This window comes from Gimibacter soli, assembly GCF_028463845.1.
Taxonomy (GTDB): Bacteria; Pseudomonadota; Alphaproteobacteria; order Sphingomonadales; family Kordiimonadaceae; genus Gimibacter; species Gimibacter soli.
This window is the reverse complement of the sequence record NZ_CP116805.1, coordinates 1,311,057-1,326,805: the sequence shown is the minus strand read 5'-3', so window position 1 is coordinate 1,326,805 and position 15,749 is coordinate 1,311,057. Positions and strand designations below refer to the sequence as shown.

The following is a 15,749-nucleotide window of genomic DNA, read 5'->3' as shown; positions in this document are numbered from 1 at the left end:
GAATGTGCGCGAAGTATAGGGGAGATCGCCGCCCGAGGCGACTAACAAACCGGTTACCTGAACCAATTATCGCCCAACGGCCGGGCGGCTGAAAATCCAGTCATCATCAGTGGATACGGCAGGATCGAAGCGATAGCCCTCGCGGTCGAACGCCTTCAGGGCTTCGGGCTCGGTCACGCGGCCATCGACCGCGAAACGCGCCATCATGCCGCGTGCCTTTTTGGCGAGGAACGAGATAACCCGCGCCCGACCGTCCGGCTCCACTTCCTTGAAATGCAGGGTGATGACCCGTGCCTTCAGGGCCTTGCGGTTCACCGATTTCCAATATTCGGTCGAAGCCAGATTAATGATGATCGGGGCATCATGTGCCTTCACATCGGCGTCGAGGCTTTTGGCCAGCTTGTCGCCCCAGAAGGCATAGAGCGTTTCGCCGCGCCGGGTGTGGAACTTCGTGCCCATTTCCAGCCGGTAGGCCTGCATCAGGTCCAGCGGCCGCAGCACGCCGTAGAGCCCCGAAAGGATGCGCACGTTATCCTGCGCGAAGGCACGGTCATCGTCCGACAGGCTGTCGGGATCGAGCCCCACATAAACGTCACCCCGGAAGGCATCGATGGCCGGGCGTGCGTTGGCGGTGGTGAAGGGCAGCTCGAACGCCTTGAAGCGCGCCACATTCAGTTCGGCAATCGCGTCCGACACGCCCATCATGGCTTTCAGGTCCCGCGCCTTCAGCCGCCGGGCTGATTTCACAAGCGTTTCCGTGTCCTTCAGGAAACGCGGCTCTGTGGCCTCGCTTACCAGTGACTCGCGCTCATAGTCCAGTTTCTTGGCGGGGCTCAGGACGAACAGCATGAGGGATCGGTCTCCGATGGTTTGGTGCGCTTCAGCGCGTGATAAAGGGTGGCAGCAAAGGCCACGGCCAGAAGGCCGAACGTCAGCATATTCATGCCAGCCCAGCCGATGGTATTGAGCGCAATGCCGGCGCCAAGCGACGCCACGGCGGTCACGGTGAAGACCATCGTTTCATTCAGACCCTGTACCCGCCCTTTTTCGGACGGACGGTGAACATGCGTCAAGAGGCTGGAGCCGCCGATGAAGCAGAAATTCCAGCCGATGCCAAGCGCGATAAGCGCGAGCGAGAAGTTGTAAACCTCGATCCCTTCAAGCGCGAGCAGGAAGGCCGCCACGAAAAAGGCGTGCCCGGCAAAGAGGATACCCGTCACCCCGAAGCGTTCGATCAGGCGCCCCGTGAAAAGGCTCGGCAGGAACATGGCGACGACATGCCCCTGGATGACCGTGGCGCTTTGACCGGGCAAGAGGCCACAGCTTTCCATCGCAAGGGGTGTCGCCGTCATCACAAAAGACATCATGGCATAGCCGGTGGCGCAATTGACGAAAGCGGCGATGAAGCCGCTGGTGCGGACGATGGCACCAAGCGGTCTTGCCTCGCCGTCCCCACTTTCGTGCCCGGCGACGGTCGCCTCCACCGGTTTCATGAGGCCGATCGGCACCTGAACAAGCAGCGTGACGATAACGATGAACAGATAGGCACCAAGAAAGCTGTAGGGCATGAGGGCATCGTTGAGCCAGCTAGTGGCCGCCGGCACCACGAAGGCTGCCGCGATCCCGCCAAGCATGACATAGGACATCGCCCGTGGTGCCTCGGCAGGCGTCACGCTCTCGCTGGCGGCAAACCGGTAATATTGGGCGCTGGCGTTGAACGGTCCGAACAGCAGGGACGACAGGCAAAGAAGCCAATAGTCACGCAGATAAATGGCCAGCATCGCCAGAAGCGCGCCGGCAAGGCCGGAAAAAGCGCCGATCCGGAAGCCATATTGGCGCGACGTGCGCTGCATCAGGCCCGACAGCCGCCCGGTCACAAGCGCGGTTGAAACCACGGTCAGCGATACGGGGAGTGTTGCCCACGCCGGGTCCGCCGCCAGCATGCCGCCCGCCAACCCGCCGAAGGCGATGTTGGTCATCGAAGAAGCCAGAAAACAGGCCTGCGCCAGAATCAGCAAAGGGACATTGAAACGGTGAATGGACACGGGGGACTCCATCGGCTGCGCCCCTTTAGACCGTCTTTTCAGGCAGCTGGCAAGGCCCGACACAATTTGGTTGCAATAGAAACTAACTTACCCGAAAAGCTAGGCTAAACACCGGGAGGGATGTTTCGATGACTGATCGCCGTCGCGATTACCGCAAAAAGACTATTGGCAACCACAAGCTCAGCCCCGAAACCCAGATGATGGGTTACGGCTATGATCCCATGCTGTCCGAAGGCGCGCTGAAAGCGCCGCTGTTCATGACCTCGACCTTCGTTTTCCAGTCAGCGCAGGCCGGGAAAGACTTTTTCGAGATCGCATATGGCAAGCGCGCACGGGCACAGGGTGAAGAACCCGGCCTCATCTACAGCCGCATCAACAACCCTGACCTCGAGATGCTCGAGGACCGGCTGGCGCTTTGGGAAGACGCCGAAAAGGGCCTGTCCTTCTCGTCCGGCATGGCGGCGATTGCGACAAGCTTGCTCGCCTACCTGCGCCCCGGCGACGTGATTGTCCATTCGGCGCCTATTTACGGCGGCACCGAATATCTGATCCGCAATATCCTGCCGTCCTTCGGTATCAAATCGGTGGAGTTTGAAGCAGGCGGCGACACGCCGACGCTGGCACCTGCCATCGAGGAAGCGAAGAAGCTTGGCCGTATCGCGGTGATTTACGGCGAAACGCCGGCCAACCCGACGAACGACCTGATCGACCTGCATACCGCCCGCGACGAGGCCGACAAGCTGGCTAAGACGCAAGGCCACCGCCCGGTCATCATGATCGACAATACTTTCCTCGGCCCCCTGTGGCAAAAGCCGCTCGCCCACGGCGCCGATATCGTGATCTACAGCCTGACCAAATATGTGGGCGGCCATTCGGACGTGGTGGCAGGTGCCGTTGTCGGTGCTGCTGACGTGCTGACGCCCATTCAGGGTTTCCGCACCATCCTTGGCACCATGTGCGACCCCTACAGTTGCTGGCTCCTGATGCGGTCCCTGGAGACACTCAAGCTCCGCATGACGGCCTCCACCGAAAATGCCCGCGTGATCGCTGAATATCTGCGCGATCACCCGAAGGTCGCCAAAGTGCATTACTTAGGCTTCCTCGAGGAAAGCGACCCGACCTACAAAATCTACAAGGAACAATGCCTTGCGGCCGGCTCGACCTTCGCCTTCGATATCAAGGGCGATGAGGCTGCAGCCTTCCGGGTGCTTGATAACCTCACCATCATCAAGCTTGCCGTCAGCCTTGGCGGCACGGAGACCCTGATGGAAGCGCCCTACTCCATGACCCATTCGGACGTGCCAGACGATGTGAAGGAACGGCTCGGCATCATGCCGTCGATGCTGCGCATCTCGGTTGGTGTCGAAAACCCGGATGACCTGATTGCCGATCTCGCCCAGGCGCTTTCCCACGCCTGAGCCAGTCTGCCCACAAGAAAAGCCCCGCGGGATCGCTCCGGCGGGGCTTTTTTGTTTCTCAGGCGGTCGCTTTATGTGTCCGTCGAGAACAGGATATTCCAGCTATGGAATTCCTCGGCATCGAACTGGTTGCTGGTCCCCCTGAACTCGGGCACCGCAATCACAAGTTCCTGCCCGTTATCAAACTTGAACAGGGCCGTCTCGCCGCTGCTGGCTTGCAGCGCATTTACGAGATCATCAACTGTCTTGATCCCCATGGCGCGCAGATCCAGCGTGTCATCGCCCACATCAAAATCACCAATGATGGACTGCTTGCCACTGCCGTCGCCATCGATCCGGGCCAGCCGGAACGTGTCATTGCCGGCCTCGCCAAACATCACCCCGTGGGTCTGGGTCAGGTAATCGTTGCCGGCGCCGCCACCGAAGGTGCCGCTGCCAACCAGCCGGTCATCCCCGTCACCACCAAGCAATATATTGTCGCCACTACCACCCCGGATATGGTCGTTCCCTGCGCCGCCCAGGATCGAATCGCTGCCGGTGCCGCCAAGAAGGATACTGTCACCTGCGCCCCCGATGATCGAATCCCGACCTGCGCCACCAACGACGACCGACGTGCCGGAAAGGCCGCTGAGATCGATCTTGTCTGAACCGGATCCCGCGACAACGACCGTCGCACCGCTGCCGAAACCACCGCCGAGCCCCCCTCCGCCAAGGCCGCCGCCAAGACCGCCACCAAGACCGCCGCCGGTGGAACCAAGGACAGATGTGACGTCATCAAGCGTGCCGCCGCCGATCAGAACATCGGAAAGTCCGCTGGCAATCGTCGTGTTGCCAGTGAGCGACACATTGTTGTTGCCGTTGCCGAGGCTGACGACAACCTGATGACCGTCATTGAGCGTGCCGCCAATATTGCCGGTGATAATGGAGGAAGGCGAACTCGCCTGTACGATCACCGTACCCGTGCCGGTCCCAAAGCCCCCCGTCGCACCGGTTACCGTCGAGGCAATGTTGGTGGTGCCGCCACCCGAAGGCAGAAGGACCGTCGTGACTGGTGTTTCGCCGGTATTGCCACCCGAAGTCGGCGCCTCGTCAGCACCCTTGATCGTCACGCTCACGGTCTGCTCGGTACCATCCGAGGCCACAAAGGTGTGGCTATCGGTGCGGGTGTCGCCGGTATTCAGATTCTGGACCTTCGCCTGATCAAGCGTATAGGTCCATTGCCCGCCGGCAAGCTTGAAACTGCCATAGGCGCCAGCGGCACTAGCCACATTGGTAAAGGTTGGCGTGCCATCCAGATCGGTGATCGAAAGCGTCCCCGAAACGCTCGATGTCGGGTCGCCAATATTGCCTTCGGTCAGCTCGCCGGTGAAGGTGCCTTTGACGACCGGGGCATCATCCGTGCCGACGATTGTCACGGTGACGGTGTGTTCGGTGCCATCGGACGCCAGGAAAGTATGCGGATCGGTGACCGTTTCGCCAGCCTTCAGATGCTGCACCTTGGACTGGTCCAGCGTGTAGATCCAGGTACCGTTCGTCATCGTGTAGGTGCCGTAGGTCTTTTTGGCGGCAGCTACATCAAGGAAGACCGGATCATCGAGATCATCAAGGTCGTCAATCGTCAACGTGCCAGAGGCAAGCATGTCCGGGTCCCCGACATTCCCTTCGGTGACCGTACTGGCGTCACCGCCCGATACGACGACATTGTCGTTTGTGCCGCTGATCGTCACGGTGATCTGCTGCGTCGTGCCGTCATCTGCGGTGAAGGTAATCGTGTCGTTGACCGTGTCCCCGGCATCCAGATCCTGTACCGCCGCTTGATCAAGCGTGAAAGTCCAGTCGCCTCCGGTCAGTTCGAAATGGCCGTAGCCATTATCACCTGCCGTGGAGGCCACATCGTTAAAAACGGGGGTATCGTCGGCGTCCACATCGCTGATCGCGATGCTGCCGGTCGCGGTGACAGCTGGGTCCCCTTCGTTGCCTTCGGTCACGTCACCCGTGAAGGTGCCGGTGACCACGGCCATATCGTTCGCGCCGGTGATCGTCACCGTAACATCCTGCAGCGTGCCATCGGTCGCCACAAAGGTATAGGTGTCGGTCACCGTGTCGCCGGCGTCCATATCCTGCACGATCGACTGATCGAGCGTATAGGTCCAGGTGCCGCCCGACAGGACGAAATAGCCATAGCCGTTGTCGCCAGCCGTGGAAGCCACATCGTTGAACACGGGGCTGTCGTCGCCGTCCACATCGCTGATCGAAAGCACGCCGGAAGCGGTAACGGGTGCATCGCCCTCGTCGCCTTCGGTCACGTCGCCCGTAAAGGTACCACTCACCACTGCAGCGTCCGCCGCACCAGTGATCGTGACGGTGATCGCCTGCGTAGTGCCGTCGGTTGCGGTGAAGGTGTAGGTATCGGTGACCGTATCGCCCGCGTCCAGATCCTGCACGCTCGACTGATCAAGCGTATAGGTCCAGGTGCCGGACGTCAGTTCGAAGGTGCCGTAGCCATTGTCGCCCGCTGTGGTAGCCACATCATCAAAGGCCGGGTCGTCGCCCACATCCACATCGGAAATCGACAGGGGACCTGTGGCTGTTACGGCACCGTCACCGATATTGCCTTCGATCACGTCGCCCGTGAAGTCACCGGCAACAACGGCCGGCGTATCGGGGGCGGTGATATCGATATTGATCGTGTCGGCGACCTCGCCTGCCGTGTCGTCGAAGGCCGTAATGGTCAGAATTGCCGCATTGTCCCCGGCGGTCAGTATGCCGACATCGAACGAGAAAACGTCAGGCAGGCTCATATAATTGCTGATGGCCGTGCCGGTGCCGAGGATGGTGATGGTCTGGGCATCATCGGTCTGGATCGTCACGCCGCTCGCCTGCAGGCCATCGCCATCATTCGCGATGATCGAGCCGTCGCTGACGCTGAGGACAATCTTGAAGATATTGTCGTCCACGTCGGTGATCGAAAAGACGCCGAAATCAATCGACCCGAAACTGCCTTCTGCGAACTCGATGTCGGTCGATGTAAACTCTACAACAGGATCAGCCACGTAATCTCCCCCGGCATCCATACAACAAGGGCGCCCAGACATTCTGTCTTCAAGGCGCCCGATATTGAATCAAAATAGCCGGAAATTCCTAATATTCTACAAAGATAGAGATATCAGGCTTTCGTCCGGCGTTTTGTTGCCGTCGTTGTGGCACGTGCCGGGCGGGCGGTACGCGACGGCGCCTTCTTGGGCTGGGGCTTTGCCGCCTTGGCAGGGGCTTCCGCAACGGGGGTTGCCGCAGGGGCTGCAGCGCCGGCAACCGGCTTTCCGATCACATGATCATGGGTGCGCATGAACTCGGCCACGACCGGGGCGATATTGGTGCGCCAGCGGCTGCCGTTGAAGATGCCATAATGGCCAACGCCTTTTGCCAGCAGGTATTTTTTCTTCTCTTCCGGCAGATTGACGGCGATATCGAGCGCGGCTTTCGTCTGGCCGATACCGGAAATATCGTCGAACTCGCCTTCCACAGCCATCAGCGCCGTATTCCTGATCGCTTTCGGATCAACAAGCCGACCCTTCGATACCCATTTGCCATCCGGCAGCAGGTGACGCTGGAACACAACATCGATGGTCTGCAGGTAAAATTCCGCCGTCATGTCCATCACGGCCTTGTATTCGTCATAGAAGGCGCGGGTTTTTTCCGCATCTTCGTCGGCGCCGATGATCAGATGCTCGAACATTTCATGGTGTTTCATGAAATGGTCGCCAAGGTTCATCGCCATGAAGCCCGCAAGCTGCAGGAAGCCGGGGTAAACCTTGCGCATGAAGCCGGCGTTCGGCAGCGGCACAACGGTGATGACATTGTCTTCGAACCAGCTGTGCGGCCGGGTCATGGCCAGCTTGTTCACTTCGGTCGGATTGCGGCGGGTGTCGATGGGGCCACCCATCATGGTCACGCTCGGAGGCGTGCAGGGATGCCCTTCGGCCTCCATCAGCGCGAGGGCAGCATAAACCGGCACGCTCGGCTGGCACACAGCCAGCATATGGGTATTGGGGCCAAGGTCGGTCAGCCAGTCGATCAGGTAGTCAACATAGTCATCAAGATCGAAGCTGCCATCCGCCATCGGGATATCGCGCGCATCGCGCCAGTCGGTGATATAGACCTCGTGGTTCGGCAGCAGTGCCTCGACCGTACCGCGCAAGAGCGTGGCGAAGTGGCCGGACATGGGTGCGACCACCAGCACACGCGGGTCCTTCCGGTGGCTGCAGTTGGCGCGTTTGAAATGCTTCAGCTGCCCGAAGGCGCGGCGGGACAGGATCTGTTCTTCGACCGGGCACTCAACACCGTCAACGGTGACTTTCTCGAAGCCGAACTTGGGCTTGCCGTAGCGGCGGGTGAGAAGTTCGACCATGTCGAGGCTAGCGGCCATCACCTTGCCATAAGGCGTGCGGCTGACCGGATTATAGGGGTGACTGAAGAAGCGTTGCCCCTGATCGGCCCAGAAACGGATGGGCGCAAAAGCTGCGTGCTGCATTTCATAGAGGGTATAAAGCATCCTGGTCCCTTCCGCCGCGATCGACGCCCACCTATGCGAGCGCTCCCATTCATGGTGCGATGCGGCATTTTCAAAGAGCCTAGCCCTCAAAGATTAAAGCTTCAATAAGCAATCGCACTCATATTCCATATGCTTGAAAGGGCAGACTGACATTTCTCTCGCATCCAAGGCTGGCCTTGGTTTATAGTGCAGCGCAACATATCCAAGGAGTTTCAATCATGAAACCATTGTCCGGAAAAGTTGCCCTCATCACCGGCTCAACGAGCGGAATCGGGCTTGGAATCGCCCGCGGCCTTGCCGAGGCAGGCGCGAGTGTGGTCCTGAACGGTTTCGGCGACCCGGCAGAGATCGAGCGCATCAAGGCGGCGATCAAGGCAGATTTCGGCGTGGAAGCAGGCTTCATCGGGGCAGATCTGATGAAGGGCGAGGAAGCAACCCGGCTGGTGACCGAGGCCGAGGCGGCCTTCGGTGCTGTCGATATCCTTGTGAACAACGCCGGTATCCAGCATGTGGCCGCGATTGACGAGTTTCCCGTCGACAAGTGGGAAGCGATCATCGCGCTCAATCTTTCCGCCACCTTCTATGCCACCCGTGCCGCCCTGCCCGGCATGCGCAAGCGCGGTTTCGGGCGTGTGATCAATATCGCGAGCGTCCACGGCCTTGTCGCTTCGCCGTTCAAGTCGGCCTATGTGGCGGCCAAGCACGGCGTTGTCGGCTTCACGAAAACCGCAGCCCTCGAAACCGCCGAAGACCAGAATCTCACCGTCAACGCCATTTGCCCCGGCTATGTCCGCACGCCGCTGGTGGACGGCCAGATTGCCGATCAGGCGAAAGTGCATGGCCTGTCGGAAGAAGAGGTTGTGAAGAGGGTGATCCTCGCCTCGCAGCCCAACAAACGCTTTGTGGAAGTTGAAGAACTGGCAGCCCTCGCCGTCTTCCTCGCGTCCGATGCCGGTCGGTCGACCACCGGTTCGTCCCTCACGATGGACGGGGCCTGGACGGCACGCTGACACAGCTATCCTGAAAACGAAAAGGCCGGCAGCTCACCCGAGCGCCGGCCTTTTCCTTTGAAGTTCTTTTGGCTCAGGCCTGGGCGGTAACCACGCGTTCCGACGGGAAATGCAGGGTGAAGACCGAGCCCTTGCCGAGCTCGCTTTCGAGCGTCACCCAGCCCTGATGCATTTCCATGAAGGCGTTGACGAGCGACAGACCAAGCCCCGTGCCTTCGTGGCTGCGACTGAGGGCACTTGCCGAGCGAACGAAGGGCGAGAAGATCAGGCTCTGTTCTTCTTCCGAAATGCCGATGCCATGGTCAACAACGGTCACGGTCAGATTACCGTTCGTATCCACGGCAGCGCTAAGCGCCACATCGCCTGCACCTTGCGCGGTGAATTTCACGGCGTTCGACAACAGGTTGAGGATCGACTGCTTGATGCGCAGGCGGTCGCCTTTCACCTTCGGCAGGTCTTCCGGCAGCGCGAGCGAAATCGAGAAGCCCTTGGCGGCAGCCTGCGCGTTGCAAAGCGCGCGGCTTTCGTCGCACAGCTTGATCATGTCGACGACTTCTTCCTCGATCTTCATCTGGCCGGCCTCGATCTTGGCCAGATCGAGCACTTCGCCAAGCACATCGGAGAGATGCTGGCTCGAGGAGCGGATATCATGCAGATATTCGCGGTATTTATTGTGGCCAATGGGGCCGAACATCTGGTCGGCCATGATCGACGAGAAGCCGATGATGGCGTTGAGGGGCGTACGCAGCTCGTGGCTGACGTTCGCGAGGAACACGCTTTTCGCGCGGTTGGCAGCCTCGGCCTGTTCCTTGGTGATGATCAGTTCGCGGGTCGCCTGCTTGGTACGATCCACTTCCTGCTCCAGCTCCCACGAGCGGCGGCGCAGGGCCTCCTCGCTCGCCGACAGGGCACGGTTGGTAGACCTTAAGTTATCCAAGAGCACCTGCACAGCATCGAGCGACAGGTTGACTTGACTGGCCAGCTGCCCGATCTCGTCATTCTGGTGTGCTTTCGGCACCGAAATGCGCTGTTCACCCGGATGCTCGGGATTGATCTGTGAAATATTCTGCACAACCGTCTGCAGCGGCTTCGTCAGCCCCTGGTGGAATGCGTAATACAGCAGAACCACGAGGACGAAGTTACGGACGAAGCCTGAAAGGAAGGTCGTCGTGGCACGCGAGAAGAAAGGCTGCAGGCCGACCGCGCGATCGACCACCACATGCAAGCTGCCCGGACGTTCCGCCATCGCGACCGGCAGGGTCAGCTGATAGTCGAACGGTACCATGTCGTTGATAAGCATGCGGGCATAGCGCACCCCGCCATCCATCTGGCGTTCCTCGCGGCGACGGCCGGCAAGGACGGTGCGGTTATCATCAAGGATCGCCGCTTCGGTGATATAGTCATATTCCATGAGGCCGAGGACGACCTCCTGCGCGAGATCGCTATCAAGGATCAAGACCGCGCGGGTCGCAGACTTGTCAACCACCTCAAGCGCCTTCAGCACCCGGTTGTCGAGGTTGTCGCCTTCTTCAAGATAGTCGAGATAGACCTGGGCTGCAGACAGCACCATGCCCAGCGTGAAGGCGATGATCACCGCCGTGCGCGCCAGCTTGAAGGAAATCCGGTTAGCCCAATGTAGTTTCACGGAAAGCCCACTCATTCAGGAGTTGATATTGAGCGCCAAAATGATGAAGGGATTGTTAATATTCGTCGAATTTAACGTAACTATCCCCAATGGCAATCGTCTTTACCATGTGCCGGTGTTCGGCATTGATGCCCAGGGCTCCTGTGGCGGCAGCGGCCCGCCTTTTTGCAGCAGTTCCACGGAGATGCCGTCGGGGCTGCGCACAAAGGCCATATAGCCGTCACGCGGCGGACGGTTGATCGTTACCCCGCCCTTCGCGAGCGCCGCGCACTTTTCGTAGATGTCATCAACCGCGAAGGCCACATGGCCGAAGTTGCGCCCGCCCGTGTATTCTTCCGGGTCCCAGTTGTAGGTCAGCTCGATCTCGCCGCCCTTGTCGCCGGGGGCCGCCAGATAAACGAGCGTGAAGCGGCCAGCTGGCACTTCCTTGCGCGATACTTCAACAAGCCCCAATTGGTTCACATAAAAATCAAGCGAGGCGTCAAGGTCGGTGACGCGCACCATCGTATGCAGAAACTTCACGAAGTCCTCCCCGGGCCAAAGATGCGGCTCATGATCAGCTCAAGCCAAAGCTGGTCGATGGAATCAAAAGATGCAAGCTCAGTCGAATCAACGTCGAAAACGGCAATCAGCCGTCCCTCGGCGTCGGTCACCGGCACCACGATCTCCGACTGGCTGCGGCTGTCGCAGGCAATGTGGTTTGCGATAGCATGCACGTCTTCCACGATCTGGGTTTTGCCTTCAGCCGCCGCCGTACCGCAAACCCCGCGGCCGAACGGGATGCGCAGGCAACCGAGCGTGCCCTGATAAGGCCCGACGACCAGTTCAGCCGGCTTTTCGGGATCGACGATATAGAAGCCGGTCCAGAAATAGGTTTCAGGGAATGCGCCCGAAAGGAGGCAGGAAACCGTGGCCATGCGGGCGGTCAGGTTGCCCTCGCTTTCCAGCACGGCCTCAAGGCTTTCAAGCGTCTGGCGGTAGCGGTCCGCCTTCGAGGCGGTGAGATCGATATTGATGGCTTCCGCCATGACTGTCCCCGTTTCTTCTTGTGGGTAATTTCGGGGCAACTTGTCATGGGGGGCGGGGGCCTGTCAATCGCACGCGCCCCGCCCCTGCCATCACGTTTCAGGCAGTGCCGAAAAGCCTGTCCTTCAGCCACATGCCGGCAAGCATCGCCGCCACAAAGGCAATGGCCTCAATGTGGCCTAGTGCGGTCGCGACGATGCCGGGGCCGGGGCAGAAGCCGCCAAGCCCCCAGCCGATCCCGAAAATGGCAGCGCCGCCGATGAGCCGGGCATCGATCACCCGGTTTGTCGGCACATGAAACTGGCTGTCACACACGGGCGCCGTGCGCCGGAAAACCAGCCGGTAGCCGATGGCGGTGACAATAAGGCCACCCGCCATCACGAAAGCGAGGCTCGGGTCCCAGTTGCCGGCGATATCCAGAAAGCCGATCACCTTGGCCGGGTTCGACATGCCGGAGATGACAAGCCCGAGCCCGAAAAGGCCACCGCTGATGAAAGAAGCCGCGATCTTCATGCTGCACCCCCGATCATCCGGATGACGAATACGGTGATGATGCCGGTCGCCATGAAGGTCAGCGTGGCAACGATCGACCGCGGCGACAGGCGCGCCATGCCGCAGATGCCGTGGCCGCTGGTGCAGCCGCTACCAAGCCGCGACCCGATACCCACCAGCAGGCCGCCCGCCACGATGAACCCGATGCTGTGCGGGAAAGCGACCGAAACGTCTTCAGGCCGCACCATCGCGTAAACAAAAGGCGCCGCCATCAACCCGGCGACGAATGCGAGTTTCCAGCCGAAATCGCTGCCTTTCGGCGCCATCAGGCCGCTGACAATACCGCTGATCCCGGCGATTCGGCCCATCGTCGCCATGAAAAAGACGACCGACAGCCCGATGAGCGCGCCGCCGATCAGGGCTGAAACCGGCGTAAATTCGGTCATTTTCCTTCTCCTGTTGCGTCAAGTGGTCGCATGACACTTTACATTTAACAAAACTGATATATGTCATATGAAGAGAGAACGGCAAGCCCGAAATCAATGCCAGGATGAAGAAGGAGCCTTTTGCCCATGCCTAAACCCGATCAATTGCCCGAGCTCAGGGAACGCGCCAGCGACGTCGCTGCCCTCCTGAAAACGATGTCGCACCCGAACCGCCTTCTGGCGGTGTGTGCCCTGATCGAAGGCGAAAAATCGGTGGGCACGATCGAGGCCGAGACGGGGGTCAAACAGCCCACGCTCTCGCGCGATCTTGCCCGGCTGCGGGCAGAAGGGCTGGTCACCGCCCGCCGCGATTCGAAAACGGTCTACTACAGCATCGCAGATATCCGCATCAATCTGCTGATCGACGCGCTCTGCAATGCTTTCGGCCCCGACGCCGACACCAACGAATGAAAGGACGTGCCCCGATGAACCCGATTGTCACCGCCTTTTTCGACGAGCCCACCTTCACCGTCAGCTATGTCGTGGCTGACCCGGCAACGAAGCATGCCGCGATTGTGGATTCAGTCCTCGACTATAACCCGAATTCCGGCCGCACCAGCACCGAGACGGCCGACAAGCTTATCGCTTTCGTGAAGGCCGAGGGCCTGACCATCGACTGGATCCTCGAAACCCACGTCCATGCCGATCACCTTTCGGCAGCGCCCTATTTGAAGGAAAAGCTTGGTGGGCGCATGGGCATCGGCTTCAACATCACGGTCGTGCAGAATGTGTTCGGCAAGGTGTTCAATGCCGGCACCGATTTCGCCCGCGATGGCAGCCAATTCGATCATCTGTTCAAGGACGGCGAAACCTTCAAGGTTGGCAGCATCGAAGCGAGGGCGATCCACACCCCCGGCCATACGCCCGCCTGCATGACCTATGTGATCGGCGACGCAGGCTTCCTTGGCGATACGCTTTTCATGCCGGACTATGGCACCGCGCGCTGCGATTTCCCCGGCGGCAACGCCCACACGCTTTTTAAATCTGTGCAGAAGCTCTTTGCCCTGCCCGAAGAGACCCGCCTTTTCATGTGCCATGATTACAAGGCGCCGGGCCGCGAAGATTACCGCTGGGAAACCACGGTCGGCGAAGAAAAGGCAGCCAATATCCATATCCATCAGGGTGTCGCGGAGGACACCTTCGTGGCGATGCGCGAGAAGCGCGACGCAACGCTTGATATGCCGCGCCTCATCCTGCCGTCGGTGCAGGTGAATATGCGGGCCGGGCACATGCCGCCGCCGGACGATAACGGCGTCACCTACCTGAAAATCCCGGTTAACGCCCTGTAACGCGAAGCATCGAGGAGCGCGCAAATGGACATCCGCAAGATCGGCCCCGGCCTTTCCGTCTCGCCGCAGATCATGGAAACCGAAATCGGCATCCTCGCGGCACAGGGCTTCAAGGGTATCGTCTGCAACCGCCCGGACGGCGAGGAAGACGACCAGCCGACGGCAGCCGCGCTGAAAGCCGCGGCCGAGCGGCACGGCTTGGAATGGCGCGATATCCCCGTTGTCTCCGGCGCGATTGCCGACAAGGATGTTGGCGCGTTCCGCACGGCACTGGCCGACCTTGAAGGGCCTGTCCTCGCTTTCTGCCGCACCGGCACGCGTTCAGCCACCCTTTGGGCGCTTTCGGAAGCGGGCCACCTGTCGGTCGACGCCATCCTGTCGACCGCCAGCGAGGCAGGCTACGACCTTTCAGGCCAGCGCGAGCGCCTTCAGGGCACCGCCGCCCGTCGCGATACCGACAATCTGCGCAAGCAGTTCCCCAAAACACGTCCGCATGACGTTGTCATTGTCGGTGGCGGGGCAGCCGGCCTTGCCGTTGCCGCCAGCATCCTGAAACGCCGCCCGCATCTCAGTGTCACGGTCATCGAACCGCGCGACATTCACTATTACCAGCCGGGCTGGACGCTCGTCGGCGGCGGTGTGTTCAACCGCGACCAGACCAAACGTCCGATGGCGTCGGTCATCCCGCTTGGCGCCAAATGGGTTCAGGCGGCGGTCGCCGAATTCCGCCCCGAAGACAACGCCGTGCTGCTCGAAAACGGGGAAAGCGTCCATTACAAGGTGCTGATCGCCGCCCCCGGCCTGCAGCTTGACTGGGACAAGATCAAGGGGCTGAAGGAAACGCTTGGCCAGAACGGCGTTACCTCCAACTATCGTTTCGATCTTGCCCCCTACACGTGGGAACTTGTTCGCACGCTGAAATCCGGGCGCGCGCTTTTCACCCAGCCGGTGATGCCCATCAAATGCGCCGGCGCGCCGCAAAAGGCCATGTATCTGGCCTGCGACGCCTGGAAACGCCTCGGCGTGCTTGGCGATATCGATGTGAATTTCCACACGGCGGGTGCTGTCCTGTTCGGCGTTGCCGACTATGTGCCCGCACTGATGGACTATGTGAAAGCCTACGACGCCCATCTCCATTTCAAGGAAAGCCTGATCGCGGTCGATGGCCCTGCCAAAACCGCAACCTTTGAAGTGACGGACAATGAAGGTGTCACCCGCACCGAGACCCGGCCTTTTGACATGATCCATGTATGCCCGCCGCAAGGGCCGCTCGATTTCATGAAGAAAAGCCCGCTCGGCGACGCTGCCGGTTGGGTCGAGGTCCATCACGACACGTTGCAGCATGTGCGTTACGGCAATGTCTTCGGCCTTGGCGATGGCTGCTCCGCTGCCAACGCCAAAACAGCCGCTGCCGTGCGCAAGCAGGCGCCCGTGGTAGCGCTCAATACCCTTGCAATCCTCGACGGCAAGGCGCCGAGCGCCATCTATGAAGGCTATGGCTCCTGTCCGCTCACAGTCGAGCGCGGCAAGGTGGTCCTCGCCGAGTTCGGTTACGGTGGCAAGCTGCAGCCGACCCTGCCCCGCTGGATGATCGACGGCACGAAGCCGACCTTCCTCGGCTGGTTCCTGAAGGAGAAACTGATGCCCGGCATCTATTTCGACCTGATGCTGAAGGGCCGTGAGTGGCTGGCAGAACCGAACGTCCTGTCGCACGCACCGCGTCCGTTCGAGGTGGAAGCCGCCTGCAATTTCGATAGCAGCAGCCGCTGAGTTTGATAGAGTTTCCA

At 60.3% G+C, this 15,749-nt stretch carries 14 protein-coding genes; 5 read left to right on the top strand and 9 right to left on the bottom strand.

The window, feature by feature from the left end; all coding sequences use genetic code 11:
* Positions 1-66 precede the first annotated feature (66 nt).
* Both yaaA and PH603_RS06190 read right to left on the bottom strand, forming a co-directional pair.
* On the bottom strand, positions 67-849 hold the full coding sequence (gene yaaA / locus PH603_RS06195; protein ID WP_289505150.1) for a peroxide stress protein YaaA: 783 nt from the start codon (positions 847-849) through the stop codon (positions 67-69).
* Positions 834-2,057: an MFS transporter gene (locus PH603_RS06190; protein WP_289505148.1), complete on the bottom strand. Its 1,224-nt coding sequence runs from the start codon at positions 2,055-2,057 to the stop codon at positions 834-836. Before PH603_RS06190 ends, yaaA begins: the two co-directional genes overlap by 16 nt.
* 116 nt (positions 2,058-2,173) lie before the next feature.
* Between PH603_RS06190 and PH603_RS06185 the strand changes: the two genes are divergently transcribed.
* Positions 2,174-3,463, top strand: a complete 1,290-nt coding sequence (locus PH603_RS06185; protein ID WP_289505147.1) for a cystathionine gamma-synthase family protein — start codon at positions 2,174-2,176, stop codon at positions 3,461-3,463.
* Positions 3,464-3,534: 71 nt separating this feature from the next.
* On the opposite strand, the gene PH603_RS06180 is transcribed toward PH603_RS06185, so the two are convergent.
* Positions 3,535-6,516 carry a VCBS domain-containing protein gene (locus tag PH603_RS06180; protein WP_289505146.1) on the bottom strand — a complete coding sequence of 994 codons (2,982 nt, stop codon included), beginning with the start codon at positions 6,514-6,516 and terminating at the stop codon, positions 3,535-3,537.
* Positions 6,517-6,629: 113 nt separating this feature from the next.
* A complete protein-coding gene (locus PH603_RS06175) occupies positions 6,630-8,015 on the bottom strand; it encodes a polyhydroxyalkanoate depolymerase (RefSeq protein ID WP_289505145.1) in 1,386 nt (461 codons plus the stop codon).
* Between the two features lie 218 nt (positions 8,016-8,233).
* On the opposite strand from PH603_RS06175, the gene PH603_RS06170 reads away from it, so the two are divergent.
* Positions 8,234-9,025 (top strand): 3-hydroxybutyrate dehydrogenase, encoded by a 792-nt coding sequence (locus tag PH603_RS06170; RefSeq protein ID WP_289505144.1) that lies wholly within the window; start codon positions 8,234-8,236, stop codon positions 9,023-9,025.
* Between the two features lie 73 nt (positions 9,026-9,098).
* On the opposite strand, the gene PH603_RS06165 is transcribed toward PH603_RS06170, so the two are convergent.
* The 5 genes from PH603_RS06165 to PH603_RS06145 form a co-directional block, all read right to left on the bottom strand.
* Complete coding sequence (locus tag PH603_RS06165; protein ID WP_289505143.1) at positions 9,099-10,685, bottom strand: sensor histidine kinase; 1,587 nt, start codon at positions 10,683-10,685, stop codon at positions 9,099-9,101.
* Between the two features lie 87 nt (positions 10,686-10,772).
* The gene (locus tag PH603_RS06160) at positions 10,773-11,192 is read right to left on the bottom strand and encodes a VOC family protein (RefSeq protein ID WP_289505142.1); all 420 of its coding nucleotides are present in this window, start codon (positions 11,190-11,192) and stop codon (positions 10,773-10,775) included.
* A complete protein-coding gene (locus PH603_RS06155) occupies positions 11,189-11,698 on the bottom strand; it encodes a GAF domain-containing protein (protein WP_289505141.1) in 510 nt (169 codons plus the stop codon). The genes PH603_RS06160 and PH603_RS06155 overlap by 4 nt, the downstream gene beginning before the upstream one ends.
* Before the next feature lie 97 nt (positions 11,699-11,795).
* The gene (locus PH603_RS06150; protein WP_289505140.1) at positions 11,796-12,209 is read right to left on the bottom strand and encodes a YeeE/YedE family protein; all 414 of its coding nucleotides are present in this window, start codon (positions 12,207-12,209) and stop codon (positions 11,796-11,798) included.
* Entirely contained in the window at positions 12,206-12,634 is a 429-nt protein-coding gene (locus PH603_RS06145) for a YeeE/YedE family protein (protein ID WP_289505138.1), read from the bottom strand. The genes PH603_RS06150 and PH603_RS06145 overlap by 4 nt, the downstream gene beginning before the upstream one ends.
* Positions 12,635-12,760: 126 nt before the next feature.
* Between PH603_RS06145 and PH603_RS06140 the strand changes: the two genes are divergently transcribed.
* The 3 genes from PH603_RS06140 to PH603_RS06130 are packed head-to-tail and all read left to right on the top strand — an operon-like array spanning position 12,761 to position 15,732.
* Positions 12,761-13,084: an ArsR/SmtB family transcription factor gene (locus tag PH603_RS06140; protein WP_289505137.1), complete on the top strand. Its 324-nt coding sequence runs from the start codon at positions 12,761-12,763 to the stop codon at positions 13,082-13,084.
* Positions 13,085-13,098: 14 nt separating this feature from the next.
* Entirely contained in the window at positions 13,099-13,962 is an 864-nt protein-coding gene (locus PH603_RS06135; RefSeq protein ID WP_289505136.1) for an MBL fold metallo-hydrolase, read from the top strand.
* Between the two features lie 24 nt (positions 13,963-13,986).
* Complete coding sequence (locus PH603_RS06130; RefSeq protein ID WP_289505135.1) at positions 13,987-15,732, top strand: bifunctional protein tyrosine phosphatase family protein/NAD(P)/FAD-dependent oxidoreductase; 1,746 nt, start codon at positions 13,987-13,989, stop codon at positions 15,730-15,732.
* Positions 15,733-15,749 lie beyond the last annotated feature (17 nt).

Excerpts from the sequence above, each read along its gene's own strand:
- yaaA (WP_289505150.1), bottom strand. The coding sequence starts at position 849 with ATGCTGTTCGTCCTGAGCCCCGCCAAGAAACTGGACTATGAGCGCGAG.
- PH603_RS06190 (WP_289505148.1), bottom strand. The coding sequence starts at position 2,057 with ATGGAGTCCCCCGTGTCCATTCACCGTTTCAATGTCCCTTTGCTGATT.
- PH603_RS06185 (WP_289505147.1), top strand. The coding sequence starts at position 2,174 with ATGACTGATCGCCGTCGCGATTACCGCAAAAAGACTATTGGCAACCAC.
- PH603_RS06175 (WP_289505145.1), bottom strand. The coding sequence starts at position 8,015 with ATGCTTTATACCCTCTATGAAATGCAGCACGCAGCTTTTGCGCCCATC.
- PH603_RS06170 (WP_289505144.1), top strand. The coding sequence starts at position 8,234 with ATGAAACCATTGTCCGGAAAAGTTGCCCTCATCACCGGCTCAACGAGC.
- PH603_RS06165 (WP_289505143.1), bottom strand. The coding sequence starts at position 10,685 with ATGAGTGGGCTTTCCGTGAAACTACATTGGGCTAACCGGATTTCCTTC.
- PH603_RS06155 (WP_289505141.1), bottom strand. The coding sequence starts at position 11,698 with ATGGCGGAAGCCATCAATATCGATCTCACCGCCTCGAAGGCGGACCGC.
- PH603_RS06150 (WP_289505140.1), bottom strand. The coding sequence starts at position 12,209 with ATGAAGATCGCGGCTTCTTTCATCAGCGGTGGCCTTTTCGGGCTCGGG.
- PH603_RS06145 (WP_289505138.1), bottom strand. The coding sequence starts at position 12,634 with ATGACCGAATTTACGCCGGTTTCAGCCCTGATCGGCGGCGCGCTCATC.
- PH603_RS06140 (WP_289505137.1), top strand. The coding sequence starts at position 12,761 with ATGCCTAAACCCGATCAATTGCCCGAGCTCAGGGAACGCGCCAGCGAC.
- PH603_RS06135 (WP_289505136.1), top strand. The coding sequence starts at position 13,099 with ATGAACCCGATTGTCACCGCCTTTTTCGACGAGCCCACCTTCACCGTC.
- PH603_RS06130 (WP_289505135.1), top strand. The coding sequence starts at position 13,987 with ATGGACATCCGCAAGATCGGCCCCGGCCTTTCCGTCTCGCCGCAGATC.